This window comes from Fulvimarina thalattae (genome assembly GCF_040239565.1).
GTDB lineage: Bacteria > Pseudomonadota > Alphaproteobacteria > Rhizobiales > Rhizobiaceae > Fulvimarina.
In genome coordinates this window covers 354,066-375,068 of sequence record NZ_JBEHWS010000002.1, presented here as the reverse complement: position 1 = coordinate 375,068, position 21,003 = coordinate 354,066, and the positions used below count along the sequence as shown (strand labels likewise).

The window sequence follows — 21,003 nt, the reverse complement described above, 5'->3', positions numbered from 1 at the left end:
GGCCTGGAAATCGATCACACAGGATCAGCTCTCAGCCGAAAACCCCATAGTCCCGTTCCAGCATCCCGCAGGTTCGTTCTTCGCGGACTTTCGTACGCCTCGCGGCGCCCGAAACTCTTCAAGTATCCAGACTAGCGGCTTCTCATCCGATTCACCCCGCAGCAGACGGTCAGCTTCTTGTGGAAACTGCGTAGCCACGTTACGCCCCCGGACATGCTCGCTGGACATTCCGCTCTCCGCGCCGCCTTCGCAGCCTTCTTAGCCTTCGCGTCCGATCCCGCAGTCGCGCAGATATCGGGACCCGAGACGGTCATCGACGGCGATACGATCGGGGTTTCCGGAACTGAGGCTCGGATCAGGCTATACGGTATTGATGCGCCGGAAAGCGGTCAGACCTGCGATGATACCAACGGCCGGCGATACCTGTGTGGAACGCGGTCCGCGGACGCGCTTGTCGCTATCATCGGGCGGAACGGCCGTGTCCAGTGTTTCGAAGAGGATCGCGATCGCTACGGACGTATCGTTGCCGAGTGCGTGACGCCGAACAACGTCGTCATCAACGCCGAGCTCGTCCGGCAGGGATGAGCCGTCGAATACGATCAATACAGCGATGGACGATATTCGGAGGAAGAGGCCGAAGCGCGCTCCGCTCGACGCGGCATCTGGCAGGGCAAGTTCGTCGAGCCGTCAGAGTGGCGCCGCGGCGATCGATTGAAGAGCGAACGCATCGCCGTCGGCCAGCCCGAAGGATGTCCGATCAAGGGCAACATCTCATCGAACGGTCGCATCTACCATTCGCCGGGCCAGCAGAACTACGGCCGAACGAAGATCGACGAGAGCCAAGGCGAACGCTGGTTCTGCTCGGCGGCCAAGGCGGAAGCGGCAGGCTGGCTTCCGGCGAGACGCGAGATCTCAAAGAAGATCTGCGAGCCATCCACCTGCGGCGAACGCTGCGAAGGCGATCCCCGTGAGGGCGAGCATCGATACGAGGGCCGTCAGAAGCGCGCCGTCGACCGTGCGAAGGGTATAACGATAGCCCGGTGAGCCGACATAGTGCGCGATCTGGCCGACGAGGCCAGCGCTTGCCGGAACCCACCACCAATCCGTCCAGATGCCCGCCAGGAACGACAGGAGTACGAGCATGTCCGACGCACTCCGTGTCCGCTTCGATAACTGCTACCTGAGTGGAAAGACTGCATAGCTTTCGGATGACCGATAGGTTGAGCGGGAAACTGCGCTGCCCGGAGCGAGCTCGCCGTTAACCACGTTTCAAAGTTTGCTCATATCGACGCCTTGCGATCGGTGGTTGAGGGCGTCAAGTTATCGGGCAGGCAGCGGACCATCGGGTCAACCGCGGCCCCTGAAGCAAACGGCCCCCGGCGGTGCTGGTAACACCGGACGAGGGCCTGACCCAGAACCTGATCAAGAGGTCCCAGGCTATGACGAGCCATATCCGCTTCGTCCCTTCGTGGAAAGTTTTAACGAATCCGCGCGTCGGCCAAGGCCGAATAGCTCGCGCTCGCGCCGTTTCGTTCGCCTGATCGATCCGATCGGCCCGAACGACTGCCCGGCGGAGACAGCCTTATCCGGCGCGCTCCGCCTCGTTCGACTTTCCAGCTTTCACTGAGACGACCAGCACCAATCGCTGACGGCGAGACTCGCGAGACGCGAGATCTCATCGGCTCGATCGTGCGTGACGCCCATGCTGTCCTGCCTGCTTTCGGAACGGTCCGCCGTTCGAATGTCGGCGAGGCCATGATGCATGACGTCATTCGTCCCTCATCGAAGGGCTATCCCCATGAACAACCATTCCATTCACCACGCCTCGCGGCATCGCCAAACGCGAACCTCTTCCGCTTCGTCTGCCGATATCGGCAGCGACCGCACCGCAAACGCCGACGTTAGCGAGGTCGAACCGCGTTTCGATCGGTCCGAGCGCCAGGACGCCGTCGATCTCAACGGTGTCGCCGCGGCTGCGGGAGGCACATCCGGTTTACACCGTTCGCACAGGACGTCGGCACCTGCAGACCTGCCTGACTCCTATCCCTGCCGCCTCGATCCCGACGCCATCGCGGCCGACCTCGACCCGTTCGTCGACAAAGCGGTGGCGCAAGTCGCGGCTGCCGTGCCGAGCCCGGACGCGATCCTCGGCCGCTACATCGCTGTCGCGGCTCTCATCCGCTCTGTCTCGTTCCACGAGGGCAAGCTCCTCGAGGACGCGATGATCGCGATCGGAGCAGCGAACCCCGATCTCGTCGTCCTCGGCAACGGCGTCCGGCTTCCAGTGACGGCGGCAGCCCTCGAGGCGGTCGCGCATAACCGATCGGGCGCGCTCGTCGGCCTAACGTTCGATGCCGACGCGAAGGCGAAGTCGACCTATACGCCGGACCTCGTCACCGTGAGCCGCCGCTATCGCTCGGCCCTCGTCATCGACGTGAAGCGCTCGCTCGCCTCCTATATCGACACCCATCGTCTGAGTGAGCTCCGAACGCGAATGCTGGCGGCCTCTCTGATCCTGCCGGACTGGCTTTACAAGGAGCGCAAGCGGCTTGCCGTCGACAGCGTCGGGATCGCCATCGTCGACGGCTCGAGCGGAACGAGCGATCATGGCTCGGGTCTCTGGAGCCTCAGCGAGATCGACGATCTTCTGGAGATCGAGGGGGCGGCTGCCGCGATCATCGCCATGCGCGCGCGGTTCGCGGACCGGGTGCAGGCCCTGATCGAGGACGAGATCCTGCGGCTCGCGCCGTCGCCTTCAGCAGCATCCTCTAGCGAGTGCACGGCCTGCGCCGCCGCGCGAGCCGCAGACGACTTCGCAGAAGCTCAAACTGACGATGCAGGCGATCGAGCGCCCCGTTCTGGAAATCATTTCCAGAGCGCTTCGCACGCCGCCTTCGACGGAGCCGGGCGACGAATACGCTTCGGCTTTGCGCGCGAGCGTCTTCACGCCTGAGCGCGGGCGTGTTCGGACGCTGAAGCAACTTCACGCTTGAGAACCTGACGATCGGCCGCGCGTCGGCGCGCCCGTCACCAATCCATAGAACCTGTTCACTCAATCGAACGCGCAGTCCCGCCGATCTTCGGATCGGATGCCGGACGCGCGAAGGATCCCCCATGACCTTCGGACATGACGACGACCACAACGACGACCGCCTGAACAAGCGAGGAGACGACCCCTCGGACAAACACCACCGCGAACAGAACCATCCGTCCGAGCGCAGTAGTGAGCGGTCCCTGACGCTCGTTCCTGTTCCCTTCGACCCCCAGCTCACCGAACTTGCCGAGGCCGCTGGCGCGCGGCGCTTCGGCTCGATGCAGCCGGAACACCCGCTATTGCGACCGCTCACCGATCCAGCGATCGTCATCGCCGCTGCGATGATGAGCATCCGTCAGATCGGCCATCTTCCGCTCCCCGTGCGGACCGCCCTCGACGACCTTGCCGCGCGCGGCGATCCGACCGCCCGTGTGATCCAGGCATGGGTTGGCAAGCGCGTCTCACGGCAGAGCACGATTGGAAGGAGCGCCCGATGACCCGCAAACCTTCCGAGACATCGAACGGGGCGGCTACTATGGCCAGCGCGGCTGCCAACGCCAGTGCCGACACCGATCGCTCGCAGACTGGACAAACGGTCCAGAGCGCCGGACCCGTAACGCGCTTCGGCGTCCTGCCGGACAAGGTCCGCTTCGATGGCGGCCTTCTCGCGGCGCTGCTTCTTATCGATCGAGCGATGGCAGACGCGGCGATGTCGGCCGACGACCTGACGCGTCTCTGTCGGCGACACGGCACCGTGCTGGCGATCAACGCAGATGCGACCGGGTTCGGAGAGACTTGCCGCCAGCTCCTGTCGCTCGGTGCGATCCTTCCTGGCCGAGTCGACATGCTTGACCTGACGAATGTGCGCGCGGCAATCCAGTTCGCGTTCCCTGCCGACAGGGAGCGTGACTGGAGCCTCCTCGTCCAGTCGCTCGATGATCCTCTCGGTGCGACCTGGGGATCGCTGCCGCGGGACTTCAGAGGCAAGGACGCCGAGCGCCGGATGATCGAGCGATATGCCTCGGCCATGCGCTCGGGTCATCCGATCTTTGTTCTCGGCAAGACGAAGCGGATGCCGCCGATCGCGCGGCTTTCGGCAACGTGCAGGCTCGATGGGGGAGCGATCGATGCTGGGATCATCAGCCGGACGATCGAGGTCGTGACGGGCATCGATCGCTCGGCGGCGGACGAGGGTCTGGCGCGTCTCGCGTCCGATGGCGTGCGCCCCGATACCCTGCCGCTCGAGGACGTGACCTTCGCCATCCGTCCCGGTCTGACGATCGACACCATTCTGACGCTTCTCGAGCGGTCGGCTCGCTACGCCGCGAGGGTTGCCGATGAAGAGGCCGCCGCTGCGAAGGAGGCTGACGACGACGACGATGACGATGAGGGCGGCGGCAAAGGCAGTGGCACAGACTACGGCGACCGCAATTCCAATCGGGCCCTGCGCAGTTGGGCGGAGAGGACGGCCAGCGATCTGCCCGGCAACGAGGGCAGGGCAGGCAGACCCTTGGCGCGACCCGAGACGAACGCCGCGAAGCCGAAGGACGAGACCCGATCGAACAAAGCGGATGCTGGCTCGATCGTCATTCACCCCGAACCGCTGCGGGACAGCGATCGGAAAGACGCCACGGATCGCGAACACAAAGTCGGCTCCGACGCTGATCTGACCAGCGGCGTCTCCAATAAACCAAAAGCGTCCAGTGATCCCGTCAGCGGCAGTGACAATGTCGGAGACGGCGACAGCAAGGGCGACGATGGCGAGGGCGACAGCGTTGGCGACGACAGGGTTGGATCCCAGCAGACGCCGACACGCACACCATTACGACGCGGTCCCCTGACCATCGAGACCATGGCGGGGCTCGGTACGGCGCGGGACTGGGCCCTCGATCTGAAGACCGATCTCCAAGCCTATCGGGCAGGTGAGATCGCATGGGAGGAGATGAGCACGCGTCTGCTCCTGTCCGGCCCGCCCGGCACGGGCAAGACGAGCTTCGCACGGGCGCTCTGCAACACGTTGCAACTGCCCCTGCACGTCGCCTCTGTTCAGACATGGCTCGAGCCAAGCTACCTCGGCAGCGTGCTGAAGCGGATGTCGGCAGCATTCCAGGCGGCGGAGGCCGCAGCGCCCGTCATTTTCTTCATCGACGAGACCGACGCCATCGGAACACGCGGACCTGCCTCGCGCGACTTCTCGGACTACTGGAACGCGATCGTCAATCGCATGCTGGAGCTGATGGACGGCGCGGTCAAAACCTCGGGCGTCATCATCATCGGCGCGACGAACAGGCCGGAGGTCATCGATCCCGCCCTGATGCGGTCGGGACGCTGGGAGCGCCAGATCGCGCTCGGCAGGCCGGATCGGACGGAACTGATGACAATCCTTGCCCATCATCTCGGCGACGATCAACATAGGATCGCGGGCGATAGTGCCTCGGTCGTCGTCGAGGGCGACAAAAACGCTGTGGTTTGTCCTGGCAGCGATGGAGCAGGTAGCGACGCAGGCAGCCATGATGGCGACGATCAGATCGGTGCCGACGCGGGCAATGACGATGAGGCCGAACACGCCCGGTTACAGACGAGTCTACATTCTGGCGAGCAAGACGGGCCGGACGTTACCTCGGCCAGTCCGCTTGACCGTCTGTCGCGGCGCATGGTCGGTCTGATGGGCGCCGATGTCGAACGGGTGGTGCGCGAAGCACGGGGACGAGCGCGCAGGGCACGACGTTCTCTCACTCTTGCCGATCTCGAAGTCGTCGTCGGCAGCGATCGGAAGGAGCTGCCCATGGAGCTTCGCCGCCGCATGGCGATCCATGAGGCGGGCCATGCGATCGTCGGTCATGTCCTGAGGCTCGGCCGCGTCATCGCCCTGTCGATCGAAGACGAGAGCGGCGGCTTTACGGCCTCGCTCCATGAGGGCGATGACGATGCGGACGAAGGCTGGCTCATGGGACGGATCGCAGAGCTTCTCGGTGGCCGTGTCGCCGAAAAGCTCGTTCTCGGCAGTATCGCGACGGGAAGCGGCGGCGTCGAGACGAGCGATCTCGCACAGGCAACGCGTATCGCCGTCTTGCTCGAGACGGCCTATGGCTTCGGATCCGATCGCCCGCTGACCTGGCGCAGCACCGAATGGGCGCAGGGGCTTCTCCTGCGCGGCGGCCCGCTGGCCGAGCGGGTCGAGGAGCGGCTGCGTACGGGCGAAGAACTCGCCCGAACGACGCTTGAGGCAAACCAGCCTCTCTTGACCCGCCTTGCCGACGCGCTTCTCGCAGCCGGAACGCTCGATGCGGACGAGATCGCGGCGATCCTCGGTGCGCCGCCCGAAGACACAGACCCTAAACGGGAGACAAGTGGAGAGAACGGAACGACTCAAGCGATCGCGGCGCCGAGTCAGGTCTCGATCGGCGACCAGACAGACGAAAGCGGAGAAGCCTGATGGTCGTCCATCTTCCGCCATTCGGGGCGTCCGACGAACTCGATACGACCGTCCGCCAGCTCCGTGAGCTTCTCCGCGATCTCGGGGCGATCCAGGCAGGCTGGCGACCCTCGCCCGCCGATCTCTGGCAGGCGCCCGTTCTCGAAGATTGGGGGATCGGGTACCGTACCGTGCCCTCACTGGTCGGTCAGGTTCTTGGCCATCCGACCCTTGCGGATCACAGACTGATCCGAACCTCCGAGGTTTGGGCGATCTCGCCCGAGTTCGGCTACGCCCGTACGCTCAGTCGTCTTTATCGGCTCGGTGAGCAGGGCGAGATGAACTGACAGCAAGCCGACGGTTCCAAACATACGAAGGCGGCCCGAACGTCGTGGGCCGGCTTCCGCGCGTTCCGATCCTCCCATCCGTCCTCATGAGCATCCGGACGACTGGCAATGGGGAAACCGGACGCAGACGATGAGATGACGGCGGCACCGCGGACCACCGAGGCTACGAGCGCAACACGGCATGGTGGGACACGATCCCCGACGTTTCCGCACCCTGTCTCAGTTCGTGGACACTTTGAGATCAATCGAGACACGTTACGCATTTGCGTTGCAGACGTCCGAACATGCGATTCCTTAGTTCGAATGTTCGATTCAGGACTCGATACAAACGTTGCAGACCTCGGAGTTTGCGATTCAGTCCTTGGTAGAAGCGATTCCTGCCGCCGCAGGACCGAACGTTCTGTACCCGCACCGCGTCGCGGGACGGCAGCCTTCGCCGTGACCTGCGGCGCCCATATCGTCGGGATATTTCGATCGTAAGGTAGGTCTCTGGCAACCCGTCTCAGGTCGCGGACACTTTGAGATCAATTGAAATGAGTTACGCATCTGCGTTGCAGATGTCGGAATTTCCGACTCATAGGTTCGAATTTTCGATTCAGGACTCGATACAAACGTTGCAGACCTCGGAATTTACGATTCGACCGCTCACGCCGTTTGCGTCAAGGATCGGTTCGCTTGCGCTCCATGAGCGTTCGAACGGCGCCAAAGCCCAGAGCGCCAGAGCGTGACGGCAACAGATAGACATACGAGAGGCAGCACGGCAGCGGCGGGACGTTCCGATCCGGAACGCCGCCGCTCTCCTCGTTCGGGGACAACATCGCCCTTGTATGCGCCACTCGCGCAGACCACTCCCGGATGGACAAAACTGAGGACGATACCGCCGCCCAGTCGCAGATCGACGAACAGTGCAGATTGAACGCCGTTTTGGCTGCCGTTGCGTCGCCGGGCGCAGGACCGCACGAGGATTCGCCATCCCCGTATTTTGCGTCGAATCCTGCCACTTGACATGCCCAAAATCCTAGAACTGCGGGGTTAAGCAATACTTTCGGTACTGCGAAGCCTCCGAATAGCGCGAGCCGTGAACAGTGTGTCACTCAAATTTTCGGGCGCTTTAATGCAACCGAAGCGGAGGACGATACTCGTTTCGAAATATTACTTCATGTATTCGCCGCGATCGGCCGGGTATTCGATTTCGAATCCGATTGGACTTGCCTGAAAAGCCATGTCACCCTTTAAGACGTCGCGGGAAATTGCATGCGACGACTAGGAGGTGACTTGATGAAGGACGAGCAGAACCTGAGCGCTCCGGGTGAGGCCGGGGCGCAGGCGACCGACGACGCGGCAGCCGCCGCGACGCCGATCGCCGCGGAGGACATGGGAGAGGACATGGAAGAGAGCGAGGGCATGAACGTGAACGCAGCCGAGGGCGTGAGCGCGCAGACGGACGGCGTGGCAAACGGCGGGGAGAGCGCCCGGGAGGCGGACACGAACGCAAACAAGGCCAGCGACGACACCGCCCGCGAGGTGGTCGAGACGAAGGCCGTGGTTGAGGCCGACAGTGGGGAGGCGACTGTCGGCGGCAAGGGAGAAGACGAGAACCAAGACGAGGCGGAGGCTGACGCCGCAGTGTCGGCGAACACCGAAGACGAAGACGCGGCAGCGAAGACGAACGCGGAGGAAGAGGTCTCCGCGAGGAAGGGGAAGACACGCGCCCCCGCGAAAGCGAAAGGGAAGGCCGACGGCAAGGCGAAACCCTCTCGGGTTCGCAAGAACATCGACGCCCGGAAGGCGAAGAAGGACCGCGCGCGTGGCACGCGCGAGAGCGAAGAGGAGGAGGCGAACGGGAAACCCGCCCGGAAGACGAAGGTGAAGAAGGTCAAGCGCGAGAGCTTCGACGTCGACCGCCTCGAGGCGGAGGCGAAGGAACGGGTGTTGACGAGCGTCGCCCAGATCGACGCGATCGGACGGAAGACCGCCGCGAACACGTTCGATCTCGGCCGAGAGTTCGAGGTCATCAAGAAAGACATTCCGGACGAGATGGACTGGAAAGAGGCGGTGCCGAAGCTCTGTGGGCTGTCCTACAAGAGCGCCGACAACTGGATCAAAGTGCATCGAGTCCTCGGCGGCCGCCGCGAGGACCTGATCCGGCACAGGGTGACGCCGACCGTGCTCATCGCCCTGACCCGGGGAACGCCTGAGCAGGTCGATCAGGTCATCGGCGCCTTTGAGGCGGGAACGCCGATGAAGGTCCGGGAGGTCGAGGACCTCGTGAAGGGCAATGCCCCGGACGCGAACGTTGACGGCGCGGCGGGTGGCGGTCTCGCAGAGCTGAAAGCGCTCGCGCGAGCGAAGGCAACCCGCCAGACCAAAGCGGTCGCGGCCAACGTCAAGGCGATCCGGAAGCCGCTCATCGAGGCGCTTGAGGCGGCGGGCACCAGGCGGCTGAAGAAGGGGAAGCTGGTTGAAAGCCTCGCCCCGATCGCGCGGATCGTCTACCGCGATCTGACCGAACTCGTCTGCGAGATCGACCCGGCTTCGCTCTCGGGCAGCCAGGCGCTACGCCACCTGCCGCCCGCCGACGAGCGCTGGGCGGCCGCGCTTAAACTCCTAGACCACCTCGGCTACGGCGACTGGGCGGAGGCAACCGTTCTGAAGGCCTACGTCGCCGACGACGTTTTGCCGACGCTCGGCTTCGTCCTAGACGGCGGTGCGGACCCCGCCGCGAGGCCGGACGAGGTCGACGCCCGGAACGCGGCCATGAACGAGAACCAGGACGTGGACGAGGAGGACGGGCTCGAGCTCAGCCGCCGCGAGACGGAGGAAGACGACGACGATGTGGACGACGCAACGCCCCGGCGCGAGATGGGGAACGTGACCCCGTTCGTGGCGCGGAGCAGGACGGGATCCGGGAACGGCGCCTCGGGGCCGCAGGCCTCCGTCTGATCGAAGAGAGAACGGGCCCCGGTCCTATCGCAGGAGCGATGGGACCGGGGCCTGATGCCGTGGTGCCGCAGCCGACGTCCAGCTCGATGCTCGGTCCGCCTAGCGACCTCCCCCCTTTCGAACAACCGCCTTCCGTCAGCGTCGCCTCGATCGTGGCTGCCGCAGGCGGGACCCAACGAGAACATCAGTATGGCCCGATCATCATCCACTCGCGAAAACGAGATCAGGCGAGCTGCGCGAGAGAAGCGCCTCGCCGATCAGCGTGCCCGCCAGCAGGCTCTACGGGAACGTCACCGGATCGAACGAAAGCCGTCCCGGGACGACGTCGCCAGGGTTCTTCTGCACTGGATCTTCAGCGGCCTGACCGCCGACAACAAGGCCGCCGCCTTCGGCCAGGTGTATAACGCCGTCCTGCCCCGCCTCGTCGAGCAAGGATTCGACAAGGCGAAGGCGGGCGAACGGATTGAGGAGATCTACGACAGGTACGAAGCGGGATGGACTTTCCGGGGCAAGGGGCACTTGCGGGACAAGCCCGACTTCGACGAGATGTTCGGCGACGACCGATGAGCACGGCGTTCACCATCGGGAACGTCACCCGATGGCGACCAAGGTGACGACCGACCATGGAACGCTGCCGTCCTGGCAGACCTCGCCTCTGTCGGGATGAGCTGATCCGGAACTCGTTCTTTGCCTCCATCGCCATGGCCGACGGTCGGGACCCTCAGTGCATCAACGTCAGTCCGTTCGCTCCCAAGCTCCAGCGACCCTGCTTCCGGGTGGGTCGTCAGCCGTGTTCGGTCCGCCGTTGCCCGGGCCGCTGGAAACCAATCGATCCAGCGTCGTCCGATCAAACGACGTTTGCCCTTCATTGACGGTCGCCCCCATTACTCCTGACTTCAGAATCGAAAGTTCGAGAAACGCCGTTCGCATGAGAATCGATAATTTGAGGATATTCGTTGGTTGTGCGGGGAAGCGGATCGGAAGCGTCGGAAATGATTTCCGGACCACGTTTGGCGTCTCGCTTGCCGATCGTCGTTTTGAGAAGGGCTGGCGAAGAAGGAAAGAGACTGCCCGGCCGGATGGATCGTTCCGGGCGATTGCGATCGTCTCTCTCCGTAGAGCATACAAAGGATCCGAAGGTAATCGGGAACGATGCATGCGATCTATCGACGGGCGGCCATGGGACCAGCTCACGACTCACCTTGTTCTGTTCCGCTACATGCGTTCGTACATCTCACGACCGCTCGAAAGGTCGCAGCCCCGCGCGATCGTCCATCGCGCCGTTCAGACTACCAACAATTCATTCCGGGTCCGCCCTTGAAGGGGCCCGCGAAGCCATCGGTGATTCAACCGCCGTAGAACGGCCCCACCTGCGGCGTCACCTTCTGACTGTCGACGACATAGGCGTCGAACACGCGTGCGTAGAAGGCGACATGGTCCTTCAGGCAGGCGAAGGACCCCGTCAGCAAAGGGGTAGCTCCAGCCGACGCGCTCGAAGCGGGTGTCGCCGATGACCACGTTCCAGTAGACGGCCCCGCCTTTCCATTCGCAGAAGGAACTTCCCTTCACGCGGGCGAGGATGCCGGGTTCGATGTCGTCTCCCGGAATGTAGTAGCTAGGTGGCTGGATGGTCTCGAAGGTGCGGACCGTCCTGTGGCTGTCTGCGATCCGACGACCGCCATGCTCGATGACCTTGTGGCCCGCGGTCGACGTCGCGATGGCCGGACGCGGGAACGACCAGACGCCTTCCTGTCGAGGAGGGTTTCACTCTTGCCGGGCGTCACAATCTTCATTCTGGTGCTCGGTTTCGGCCTTCCGGGAGATGGTCTGCGCGACGCGCTCGACCCGCGCGACACCTGACGTACGACGAGGCATGAGACCCGATATTGGTCGGGTTTCACGCTTCGTCTTTTCGATCTTTCAGAAAATGGTTGCTGAACACGAGGTCCGACATCGCTCCGCAACGCGCAGCAGCGTGTGTCGACTTCCGTTGAACTCATTGCGACGTCTCGGCATCAGGCTCTGGACGCGACCAAATGCCCGTCGCCGAGATCGTTAAGCGTCAGCCGGTTCGGCGGGTCGCCGATCATGCGCACGGGGCTCGGGATCTCGCTTGCCGCGCGTTCGAAGGCGCGGCGCCGCGCATGCGGGTCCGGACGCGGAACGGCCGCGATCAGCCGCTTCGTATAAGGGTGCTGCGGGTCGCCGAATATCTGGTCTCGCGTTCCCATCTCCACGATCTGTCCGAGATACATGACTGCGATGCGGTCGGACACATTCTCTACCACCGCCATATCATGGGAAATGAACAAATAGGCGATTCCGAATTCCCCCTGAAGCTCGCGCAGGAGCTCGAGCACACGGGCCTGCACCGAAACGTCGAGAGCCGAGACGCTTTCGTCGGCGATGATCAGCTGTGGGCGCAACGCGAGGGCCCGCGCGATGCAGATCCGCTGGCGTTGGCCGCCGGAAAATTCATGCGGATAGCGCGCCATCTGGTCCGCCGAAAGACCCACCCGGTCGAAGAGGCCGGCAACGCGCGCCAACCGTTCCTCTCGCGGCGCTGTGCCATGGATTACCATCGGCTCGGCAACGAGATCGCCGACCGTCATGCGCGGATCGAGCGAGGCAAACGGGTCCTGGAAGATCATCTGCACCTTTCGGCGCTGCGCCTTCGTCTCGGCGCTCGTGCGACCGGCCATGTTGCGGCCTTCGAGGATGATGTCGCCCGAATAGTCGACGAGACCGGCCAGCGCCTTTGCGGTCGTCGACTTGCCGCATCCGGATTCGCCGACGAGCGACAGGGTCTCACCTGCCGCGATCTCGAAGGATACGCCCTCGACGGCGTGGACATTGGCCCGAACGCGCGAAAGGAATCCGCTGCGGATCGGGAAACGGACGCATAGATCGTCGATCCGGACGAGCGGCTGCGCCGCGCGACTTTCCAGCGCGCGCGTCTCCATCCGTCCCCGGCCTTCGCCGATGCGCGGAACAGCCGCCAAAAGATCGCGCGTGTAAGCCGCCTTCGGAGCATCGAAGAGGTGACCGACCTCGCCCGTTTCGACGGCGCGGCCCTCCTTCATCACCACGACCCGGTCGGCCATCTCCGCGACGACGCCCATGTCGTGGGTGATGAGGATGACGGCGGTGCCGAGATCGCGTTGAAGATCGCGCAGGAGCTCCAGCACCTCGCCCTGCACGGTCACGTCGAGCGCCGTCGTCGGCTCATCGGCGATCAGCACGTCTGGTTTTAGAGCGATTGCCATTGCGATCATCACGCGCTGGCGCATGCCGCCGGACAGTTCGTGAGGATATTGCTTCAGCCGTCCTTCCGCGTCGGGTATTCGAACGGCACGAAGCGCCGCGATCGCCCGTTTTCTCGCCTCGGACCGCCCGATAGCCTCGTGGGCGAGGATCGCCTCGGTCAGTTGCCGCCCGATGGAGAGAACCGGATTGAGCGAGGTCATCGGTTCTTGGAAGATCATGGCGATCCGCCTTCCGCGCACCGCCTTCATCCGGCCTTCGGAAAGGCCGGCGATCTCATGGTCGCCGAGCCGGATCGATCCGCCGCCGATCCGGGCGCCCGGCTTGGGCAGAAGCCCCATGATCGCGAGCGAGGTCATCGACTTGCCCGAGCCGGATTCTCCCGCGATCGCCAGCGTTTCGCCCCGAGAAAGCGAGAAGGACAGATCCTCTACGACGGCGCGGGGCCCGTCCTCGCCACGAACGAGAACGGTGAGGCTCGAAACCACCAGCACCCGATCCTGGCCATCCCGCCGTCCGTTTGCGGAGGCTCGCGGTCCGTTCGCGAGAGCCGGCTCACCGTCCTTCACCTCGCTCATTCGAAGACGCACCTCGGGAAGTAAAACGAAACGACCCAGTTGGGCATGTCGACGATCTCCGAGATGCGCAGGTCCCCGCAGGTGGAAACCAGCATGTAGGCATCCACCGGGTCCATGGCGTAGCGCCCAGCCAGAAGATCGACCATCTGGGCGACGGCCTCCTTTGCTCCGCTCATCAGGTCCGGCCCCACTCCCGTCGTCACCTCATAACCCTTCGCGTCGAGATGGCGTGTCACCGGTCCCGGCGTCGTGAAGCGGGGCATGCGCAGGTTCGCGTCCTTGACGAGGTCGAGCGTCAGCACCGTGTTCATCGGGCTCTCGATCGCCGTGCCGCAGACTTCGCCATCACCCTGCGCCGCATGGGTATCGCCAACGGAGAAGAGGGCGCCGGCAACCTCCACCGGCAGGTAGAGCACCGTTCCCGCGGCAAGATCGCGAATGTCGAGATTGCCGCCGACCCGACGCGGCGGCACGATCGAATGAAGACCGGGCTCGGCGAGCGCGCAGCCGATCGTCCCGGCGAAGGGCTTCAGCGGCACCCGCCCCTCCTTGCCGAAGAGCGCAGGCTCAAGGCTGTCCGGGTCGTAGGACCAGATGGTCAACGCGGGGTCCTCGAACTGATCGGCGAGAAGACCGAAGCCCGGAATGTTCGCCGTCCAGCCGAAGCCGGACGGTTTGAAGCTCTCGATCGTCACCCTGAGCGCGTCGCCCGGCTGCGCACCCTCGACGAAGATCGGCCCGGTGACCGGGTTGATCTTGCCGAAGTCCATCGTTCTCACGTCCTCGACGGTCGAATCCTTGGTGAACTGACCGCCGGAGGAATCGAGGCATTCGAACTCGATGGTGGAGCCCGGCGCAACATGCTGCACCGGCTCGAAGCCGTTGTTCCAGCCGAAATGATGATGGCGGCTGTGGATGGTATAGTCGCAGTTACTGCACATCGGTCACGTACACATAGTCGTAGTTGATCGGAATGTTGACAGGATCGGTGTAGAGCGCGTCCGCGCCGCCCATCCGTTCGGACTTCATCGTGAAGCGCTGTTCATTGAAGACCGGAACCCAGGGCGCATCGGCCATGATGTCGGTATAGATCTTCGACCACATCTGGTCGCGCTCGTCCTGCCTCGCGGGATCGGTGATCGAGTCGGCTTCGGCCGCCCGCTTGTCCATGTCCGGATTGCAGTACCAGGCCCAGTTCCAGCCTCCCGGAACTGCCCCAGCACAGCCGAGGATCGGCCCGTAGAAGTTCGACGGATCGGGAAAGTCGGCGATCCAAGCCATGCCGCCCGACCAGATCATCGGCGCCTGATCCTTGGCACCACCGGCCGCGATGACGTTGGCCTGTGCGAGAGCCTGGATCGACACATCAATGCCGATCTGTGAAAGGTCCTGCTGGATCGCCTGAGCTATGCGCGGGTTCGGATCGGTGTTCATGACGAAGAGTTCGGTCGAGAACCCATCCCCAAAGCCGGCATCGGCAAGCATCTGCCTGGCCTTTTCAGGATCGTAGTCGTAGCCGGAGTAGCTTTCGTCGTAACCAGGCATCGAAGGGGGTAGCGGCTGGTTCGCCGGCAGCGCACGGTTGTTGATCATCTGGACGATCCGGTCCTTGTTGATCGCCATGTTGACCGCTTCGCGCACCGCTTTGTTGTCGAAGGGTTCCATCTCGGTGTTCATGGTGATGTAGCCGGTCTGGAGTTGGCCGCCTTCGACAACGCGAGCCTTCTGGTCCGGATCGTTCATCACTTCCTGGAACTTCGCCGGCGGAATGCCGTCGCCTGGGATGTCGACTTCACCGTTTTGGAGGCGGAGCAAAGCGACGATCGGCTCCATGCCGATCTCGAAGGTGATCTGGTCGAGATAGGGAAGCCCATCACGCCAATAGTCGCTGTTGCGCTCGAAGGTTAGGCTCTGTCCGATTGTCCAGTTGGCAAGCTTGAAGGCACCGGTGCCAACGGGGTTCTTGCCGAAATCTGCGCCAGATGCTTCGACCGCTTCGGAGGGCACCACAGAGGCGAAGTTCAGCGCCATCACATGAAGGAAGGTCGCATCGGGTCGCGAAAGCTTAAACTCGACCGTCTGCGGATCGATGACCGTGACGCCCGAAAGGTTTTCGGCTTCCCCGGATGCGACGGCGTCGTAGCCTTCGATCATCGAGAAGAAGCCAGCACCCGGCGACTGAGTTGAGGGATTGGTCACCCGGTCGAGCGAGAACTTGACGTCTTCTGCCGTCATCTCGCGGCCGTTGTGGAATTTGACGCCAGGCCTCAGCTTGAAGGTGAAGGTCTGTCCGTCGTCCGAGATTTCGTAGGACTCGGCAAGGCCCGGACGCAGGTTCGTGGTGCCCGGCTCGTAATCCATCAACCCATCGAAGAGCGACTTGATCATCGACCAGTTCTGCCAGTCGTAGCCGATCGCGGGATCGAGCGTTGCGACGTCGTCCTTGTAGGTGATGACGATTGAGCCGCCCTGTTTGGCGTTCGGGTCGCGTTCGTAATTGTTCGTCTGGGCCGTGCCCGCGCCCGAAACGGCGGCGTCCTGCGCGTGAGCCGGCATGGCTGCGAGCGACAGACCAAGCGCCATGCCGGCGACTGTCGAGGCGAGAAGAGCTTTCATGGTCACTTTCCTTTCGGTGGTTTCTTCGCGGATCATTGAAGCTTGATGCGGGGATCGATGAGCGGTGAGACGAGGTCCGCCAGAAGGTTTCCGAGGACGATGGCGCAGGCCGAGACCAGCGTGACGCCCATAATGATCGGAATGTCGACACGCTGGATCGCCTGCCATGCGAGCTGGCCAATGCCTGGCCAGCCGAATACGCTCTCCACGACCACGATGCCGCTCATGAAGAGGCCGATATCGATGCCGATCATCGCGATGACGGGCAGGATCGCGTTGGGCAGGGCATGCCGTAAGAGAATGGTGGAGCGGGCGAGCCCCTTGGCGCGTGCCGTACGGATGAAGTCCTGCCGCAGCACATCCACCATTGAGGAGCGCATCATGCGCGAATACCAGCCGGCCCCGAGGATGCCGAGCGTGATCGAGGGGAGGACCAGATGGGCGAAAGTGCCGTAGCCGCCGATCGGAAACCAGCCGAGCCGGACCGCGAACAGATAGAGGAGCAGAAGACCGACCACGAACTGCGGCGCCGAGACGCCGATGAAGGAGCCGACCATGAGAGCCTGGTCGGTGGCGGTGCCGCGCTTGAGGGCCGCGAAGAGACCCATGGTCAAACCAAGGATCAGTTCGCAGACGATCGCGCCCGCCATAAGGAGCAGGCTTGCGGGAAGCCGCGCGGCGATCAGCGACGAAACCTCGGTCCGTTGCAGGTAAGACCGTCCGAGGTCGCCTTGTAGGATTCCGAGGAGGTAGCGGCCGTACTGGACGATGAAGGGCTGATCCAGGCCGAGTTCGCGCCGGATGTTCTCAACGGTCTGCGCCGTCGCGCTGCGTCCCGCGATCTGCCGCACGGGGTCGGCGGGCAGCATGTAGAGAAGCGCAAAGGTGATGACCGAGACGCCGAGAAGGATGAGGGCGGACTGAACCAGCCGCCGGGCAATGTAGGCGACCATCAGAAGCGTCCCCGCTGGGTCGGGTCGAGAATGTCGCGCAGGGCGTCACCGACGAGGTTAAAGGCAAGCGCCAGCGTAAGGATCGCTATGCCGGGGAAGAACACCAGCCAGGGCGCTGCTTGAAAGTAGGTCTGGTTCTCGAAAATGATGTTGCCCCAGGAGGGGGTAGGGGGCTGCACGCCGACGCCGAGATAGGAGAGCGTCGCCTCGAGCAGAACCGTCGTCGAGATGCCGAGAGTGCCCCAGACGATGATCGTCGGCAGCAGATGGGGCAGGATATGTCTGAACAGGATGCGACCCGTAGAGGCTCCCATCGCCCGTTCGGCTTCAATGAACTCTCGGCGCGACAGGGAACTCGTCTCAGTGAAGATGACGCGGGCCGTCTGTACCCAGTTCACCAACGCGATCACCAGCGCGACGATCCACAGGCTCGGTGAGAGGACGGCCGCGAGGCAGATCGCCAGAAGGAGAGCCGGAAACGCCATCATCAGGTCGGTGAAGCGCATCAGGATCGTGCCGATCCAGCCGCGATAAAAGCCAGCCGTGACGCCCACCAGCGTTCCGATGACGAGGGCAACGCCGTTGGCGGCGATGCCGATGATGAGCGAGGTTCGGGCCCCGTAGAGGATACGCGTTAGGAGATCGCGTCCCAGAAGATCGGTGCCGAGCGGGAAGGCACCGCCCGGCGCCATCGGTTCGCCGAGAAGGGAGAGGCCGTCGAACAATTGCTCGTTCGGGTCGTAGCCGGCGATGTAGGGCGCGAATACCGCGCCTCCGACGGTGACGGCAATGATGAAGAGGCCGACGAGAGCGAGCGGACGGCGCAGAAGCTGGCCGCCGACGCCCCGGCGCTTCGCCGCCTTGCGCGCTGCCGGTTCAGAGGCAACGGGAACGCTCATCGGCTCCTCCCGTCTTGAGCTCGACGATCCGGCGAGCCGCTTCCTCGATAGTCACGCGCCAGCTCATGGCGAGCGTGCGCAACTGGGCGTAGGCCTGCTCCTCGCCGACACCGCTCTCCGAGAGGGCGACGACCGCCCGCACGATGGTCTGGCGCTCACTCGCCCGCGCCTTGAGGCTTTCCACCTCCCGCGCGAGATTGCGGCGGGCATCGAAGCTGCGCCGAGCGATCAGAAGCGCCGAATAGACACCCGATCCGCCGACCGGCTTTACGAGATGGCTGTCGGCGCTCTGTCCTAGGGCCCATTCGATCCGGCCGGGTGCCTCCGAGCCGATGAGGGCGATCTGCGGCATCGGCGCATCGCCGGCGCGCCAAGGGAACTGTTCGTCGAAGCCGAGATCGGCGTCGAAGAACACGAAGTCGGCGGCAAGACCTCCGGCTGGAAGCTCAGGCCAGGCTTCGACCGGTACGAGACCGATCGCCGACAGGCTTCGCGACAAGGCAAGTGTCGTCGCGTGCGGGCGATGGAGAATGAACGCCTTGGCGCCTCCGAGATTGGGGATGCGGGCCCGCGCGCTCACGAGACGACCCTCAAGGTTCGGCGGGCCATCAGCCGTGCCGGATCGTAGCGCGACAGATACGGATCGGGCGCGACGAGCTTGTCTTCCGCCTCGATCACCTCGAACCGACCGTCCTGCGCTCGGGCGATGCGAACAGGCAGGCTGGTGTGATGGGTATTCGGATCGATCCGGATCGGACCGAGCCAAGTCTCGAATGCCCGGTCCGAGAAGGCCGTCGCACCCGCGCCGCCGCGGAGCTCGTCGGTCAGCCGGTCGGCGAGAACGCTCACGGCGCTGTGGGCTGCGGCATAGAACGAGGAGTCGGACGGCGTCGGCGCCGCGTCGGTGGCCGAGGCGGCGAACCAAGGCCCGACAGATAGGTGACCGTTTGCGGTCGGCCCAATCTCCGGAAGCTCGATTTCCGTCAGATTGCAGGACAGTATCGGGCAGGTCCGTGGTGAGAAGGTCGGGTCGCTTCGACAGAGATCCCCATAGGCCCGGAAGAGCGCGTAGGAGGAGGGACCGATCAGGTTGTTGAGAATGAAGTTCGGCCGCGTGGCGCGAATCTCCTCGATGAGCCGGGCGACGTCCGTGTCGCCGAGTGGCAGATAGCGCTCGCCGAGCACCGTGCCGCCAACATCGCCGACCACGTCGCGGGCGACCCGGTTGGTTTCCCAACCCCAGATATAGTTCGAGCCGACGAAGAATGCGCGGCTTCCGAAGCGGGGCAGCACATGGGCGAGAAGCGGCACGAGATGCTGGTTCGGGCACGCATGGAGATAGACCACGTGCTCGCTCGCCTCGAACCCCTCATAGGGACAGGCATACCAGAGTGTCCCGCCGGCCTTTTCGAGGCTCGGAATCACCTCCTTGCGGCTCCACGATGTGGTGCAACCGACGATGTGACGGGCCGACGAGGTCGCAAGGATGTCCGCGCAGAGCGGCGCGTAGCGGTCGGTGTTGCCAGCAGGGTCGCGCACGATACCGATGATCTCGATCGTCCGTTCCGGATCGGCGTTGACCGCGGCGATCGCATCCATAGCCCCGCGGTAGGACGCCTCGGCGAGGAGCCGATATGGTCCGGACCGCGAGAAGAGGATGCCGATATCGATTCTGGTCTTCATCCGTAGCGTTTTCAAATAAAAAAGCCCCGATCTTTCTATCGCGTACGCGGTAGAAAGATCGGGGCTCGAATGCCGTTCGGCGCAGATGCCGTATGTCGATCTCAGCTTAGCGAACGGCGCATCGCTGTCAATCGGTTTTTGAGCACGCCAATCGATCGCCTCAATATTAGGCAGATTGTAGAGGGATGCGCCAAATTTCTTGCCGATATTGATTATTGCCAGTCAGACAATTGGCCCGTCTGTCCCGAGTGCCGGCTTTGCGGACGAGCGCCGGCGTTTTCTGGTCTCACTGCGATTCTCTTAAGCTTTCCGGACCGCACCATGTCCGGAAATGATTTCCGGGGCGTGCGCCGTCCGAGGCGCACGCGATCTTCAAAGCTCAATCGATAGCGCTGGGCTCTGTGTATCGCGTCGTGTATCGTGCGGTGTATCGCAGGTTTTTGTGGTCGTTCCGGGCGATCGCTGGATTTGCGGGATTTCGGCTATTGTGGGGGAGAGTCCCTTCCTCTCCGCCACGACAAGCCTCCGAAAGGCCTGCTTCTAAATCATTGATGCTAATAGAGAAATTTCTCCGATCCCATTGCGAGGGATCGAGTCGTGGTCAATGTTCCAACCCATGTTCCAGGCGGATCGCAACCGAAGCCGAGAGTGCGACGTCCGCGTCACATGACGCGCTCGGGTTCCGGGTGGCGCTTCTCGATACGCTTGCCACGGCAGTTTCACGGTATTCTCAGCCATGATTCGACGGCCCGATCTTGCCCTGACTTCGTTCGCGCAAGCTTCGGACCGATGACGGTTCGCGATGCCTGCCTGATCGGCGAGCAGGCGGTCGCGCAGTTCCGGGTGATCTGCGCTGAGGGCTCGAGGAAGTTGGCGGCGATGGACATAGGACACGAAGTGGGAAGCAGCAGCCTTTGCGGGTCGACCTACGCCCACTTGTCCGTCGAGAAGCGCGCCGTCGTCGACGAGGTCATCGCCGCTGCGAACACGATGCTCGAAAGCTTAAAGAGCAGCCGCTTCACCGGTCGCCCTCCCCATCTCATTCTGATTTCCTTTCTGGACCAGTTGCGCGCGTTCGAGGCGACAGCGCGCTCGCAGACCGGGCTGGCTCAGGTGCTTGAAACCCCCGCGCGTGAGACGGTCAGGTCGATGCTGACCAGCTTCGGGCGCGATGCGGCGTGCCTCGACCGGGTAGAGGTTGCCTCGGATTTTTGAACAGCGGGATAAGTGGATTGTCTGCCTGACGTCAGCCAGGATGGCCGCGACGAGGA

The 21,003-nt window shown here is 63.5% G+C and carries 17 protein-coding genes and 3 pseudogenes; 10 read left to right on the top strand and 10 right to left on the bottom strand.

The features are described 5' to 3' along the window. The first annotated feature begins 213 nt into the window (after window positions 1-213). Complete coding sequence (locus tag ABRA89_RS04805) at window positions 214-585, top strand: thermonuclease family protein (protein WP_346221675.1); 372 nt, start codon at window positions 214-216, stop codon at window positions 583-585. 126 nt (window positions 586-711) lie between these two features. Continuing rightward, window positions 712-888 (top strand): annotated as a pseudogene (locus ABRA89_RS20410) (sunset domain-containing protein); the annotation flags it as partial. A 24-nt stretch (window positions 889-912) separates the two neighbouring features. Here the strand turns inward: ABRA89_RS20410 and ABRA89_RS04800 are convergent. After that, window positions 913-1,143 (bottom strand): hypothetical protein, encoded by a 231-nt coding sequence (locus ABRA89_RS04800; RefSeq protein ID WP_349940299.1) that lies wholly within the window; start codon window positions 1,141-1,143, stop codon window positions 913-915. A 655-nt stretch (window positions 1,144-1,798) separates the two neighbouring features. Between ABRA89_RS04800 and ABRA89_RS04795 the strand changes: the two genes are divergently transcribed. The 6 genes from ABRA89_RS04795 (at window position 1,799) to ABRA89_RS04770 (ending at window position 10,306) form a co-directional block, all read left to right on the top strand. Continuing rightward, window positions 1,799-2,953: a hypothetical protein gene (locus tag ABRA89_RS04795; RefSeq protein ID WP_349940298.1), complete on the top strand. Its 1,155-nt coding sequence runs from the start codon at window positions 1,799-1,801 to the stop codon at window positions 2,951-2,953. Window positions 2,954-3,114: 161 nt separating this feature from the next. Then, complete coding sequence (locus ABRA89_RS04790; protein WP_349940297.1) at window positions 3,115-3,531, top strand: hypothetical protein; 417 nt, start codon at window positions 3,115-3,117, stop codon at window positions 3,529-3,531. After that, entirely contained in the window at window positions 3,528-6,470 is a 2,943-nt protein-coding gene (locus ABRA89_RS04785; RefSeq protein WP_349940296.1) for an AAA family ATPase, read from the top strand. The genes ABRA89_RS04790 and ABRA89_RS04785 overlap by 4 nt, the downstream gene beginning before the upstream one ends. Then, window positions 6,470-6,796, top strand: a complete 327-nt coding sequence (locus ABRA89_RS04780; RefSeq protein ID WP_346221670.1) for a DUF6634 family protein — start codon at window positions 6,470-6,472, stop codon at window positions 6,794-6,796. The genes ABRA89_RS04785 and ABRA89_RS04780 overlap by 1 nt, the downstream gene beginning before the upstream one ends. 1,278 nt (window positions 6,797-8,074) lie before the next feature. Next, the gene (locus tag ABRA89_RS04775) at window positions 8,075-9,739 is read left to right on the top strand and encodes a hypothetical protein (protein ID WP_349940295.1); all 1,665 of its coding nucleotides are present in this window, start codon (window positions 8,075-8,077) and stop codon (window positions 9,737-9,739) included. Between the two features lie 189 nt (window positions 9,740-9,928). Next, complete coding sequence (locus ABRA89_RS04770) at window positions 9,929-10,306, top strand: hypothetical protein (RefSeq protein WP_346221668.1); 378 nt, start codon at window positions 9,929-9,931, stop codon at window positions 10,304-10,306. A 779-nt stretch (window positions 10,307-11,085) separates the two neighbouring features. Here ABRA89_RS04770 and ABRA89_RS04765 read toward each other — a convergent pair. Further along, a complete protein-coding gene (locus ABRA89_RS04765) occupies window positions 11,086-11,208 on the bottom strand; it encodes a hypothetical protein (protein WP_349940294.1) in 123 nt (40 codons plus the stop codon). A gap of 61 nt (window positions 11,209-11,269) precedes the next feature. After that, window positions 11,270-11,368: pseudogene (locus ABRA89_RS04760) on the bottom strand (DUF427 domain-containing protein); the annotation flags it as partial. Window positions 11,369-11,485: 117 nt separating this feature from the next. Between ABRA89_RS04760 and ABRA89_RS04755 the strand changes: the two are divergent. Further along, a pseudogene (locus tag ABRA89_RS04755) lies at window positions 11,486-11,599 on the top strand (ABC transporter permease); the annotation flags it as partial. Window positions 11,600-11,754: 155 nt separating this feature from the next. On the opposite strand, the gene ABRA89_RS04750 reads toward ABRA89_RS04755, so the two are convergent. Genes ABRA89_RS04750 through ABRA89_RS04720 form a run of 7 tightly spaced genes read right to left on the bottom strand, consistent with a single transcriptional unit; the run spans window position 11,755 to window position 19,732 of the window. After that, complete coding sequence (locus tag ABRA89_RS04750) at window positions 11,755-13,581, bottom strand: ABC transporter ATP-binding protein (RefSeq protein ID WP_346221666.1); 1,827 nt, start codon at window positions 13,579-13,581, stop codon at window positions 11,755-11,757. Further along, window positions 13,578-14,522, bottom strand: coding sequence for an acetamidase/formamidase family protein (locus ABRA89_RS04745; RefSeq protein ID WP_346221665.1), 945 nt, complete (start codon window positions 14,520-14,522; stop codon window positions 13,578-13,580). The genes ABRA89_RS04750 and ABRA89_RS04745 overlap by 4 nt, the downstream gene beginning before the upstream one ends. Beyond that, window positions 14,512-16,197 (bottom strand): ABC transporter substrate-binding protein, encoded by a 1,686-nt coding sequence (locus tag ABRA89_RS04740; RefSeq protein WP_349940293.1) that lies wholly within the window; start codon window positions 16,195-16,197, stop codon window positions 14,512-14,514. The genes ABRA89_RS04745 and ABRA89_RS04740 overlap by 11 nt, the downstream gene beginning before the upstream one ends. A gap of 32 nt (window positions 16,198-16,229) precedes the next feature. After that, window positions 16,230-17,150: an ABC transporter permease gene (locus tag ABRA89_RS04735; protein ID WP_346221663.1), complete on the bottom strand. Its 921-nt coding sequence runs from the start codon at window positions 17,148-17,150 to the stop codon at window positions 16,230-16,232. Continuing rightward, entirely contained in the window at window positions 17,150-18,049 is a 900-nt protein-coding gene (locus ABRA89_RS04730; protein ID WP_346221662.1) for an ABC transporter permease, read from the bottom strand. Before ABRA89_RS04730 ends, ABRA89_RS04735 begins: the two co-directional genes overlap by 1 nt. Beyond that, window positions 18,027-18,629 (bottom strand): ANTAR domain-containing response regulator, encoded by a 603-nt coding sequence (locus tag ABRA89_RS04725; protein WP_349940292.1) that lies wholly within the window; start codon window positions 18,627-18,629, stop codon window positions 18,027-18,029. Before ABRA89_RS04725 ends, ABRA89_RS04730 begins: the two co-directional genes overlap by 23 nt. Next, window positions 18,626-19,732, bottom strand: a complete 1,107-nt coding sequence (locus ABRA89_RS04720) for a transporter substrate-binding protein (RefSeq protein WP_346221660.1) — start codon at window positions 19,730-19,732, stop codon at window positions 18,626-18,628. The genes ABRA89_RS04725 and ABRA89_RS04720 overlap by 4 nt, the downstream gene beginning before the upstream one ends. 789 nt (window positions 19,733-20,521) lie before the next feature. Here ABRA89_RS04720 and ABRA89_RS04715 point away from each other — a divergent pair. After that, window positions 20,522-20,947: a hypothetical protein gene (locus tag ABRA89_RS04715; RefSeq protein ID WP_349940291.1), complete on the top strand. Its 426-nt coding sequence runs from the start codon at window positions 20,522-20,524 to the stop codon at window positions 20,945-20,947. Window positions 20,948-21,003 lie beyond the last annotated feature (56 nt).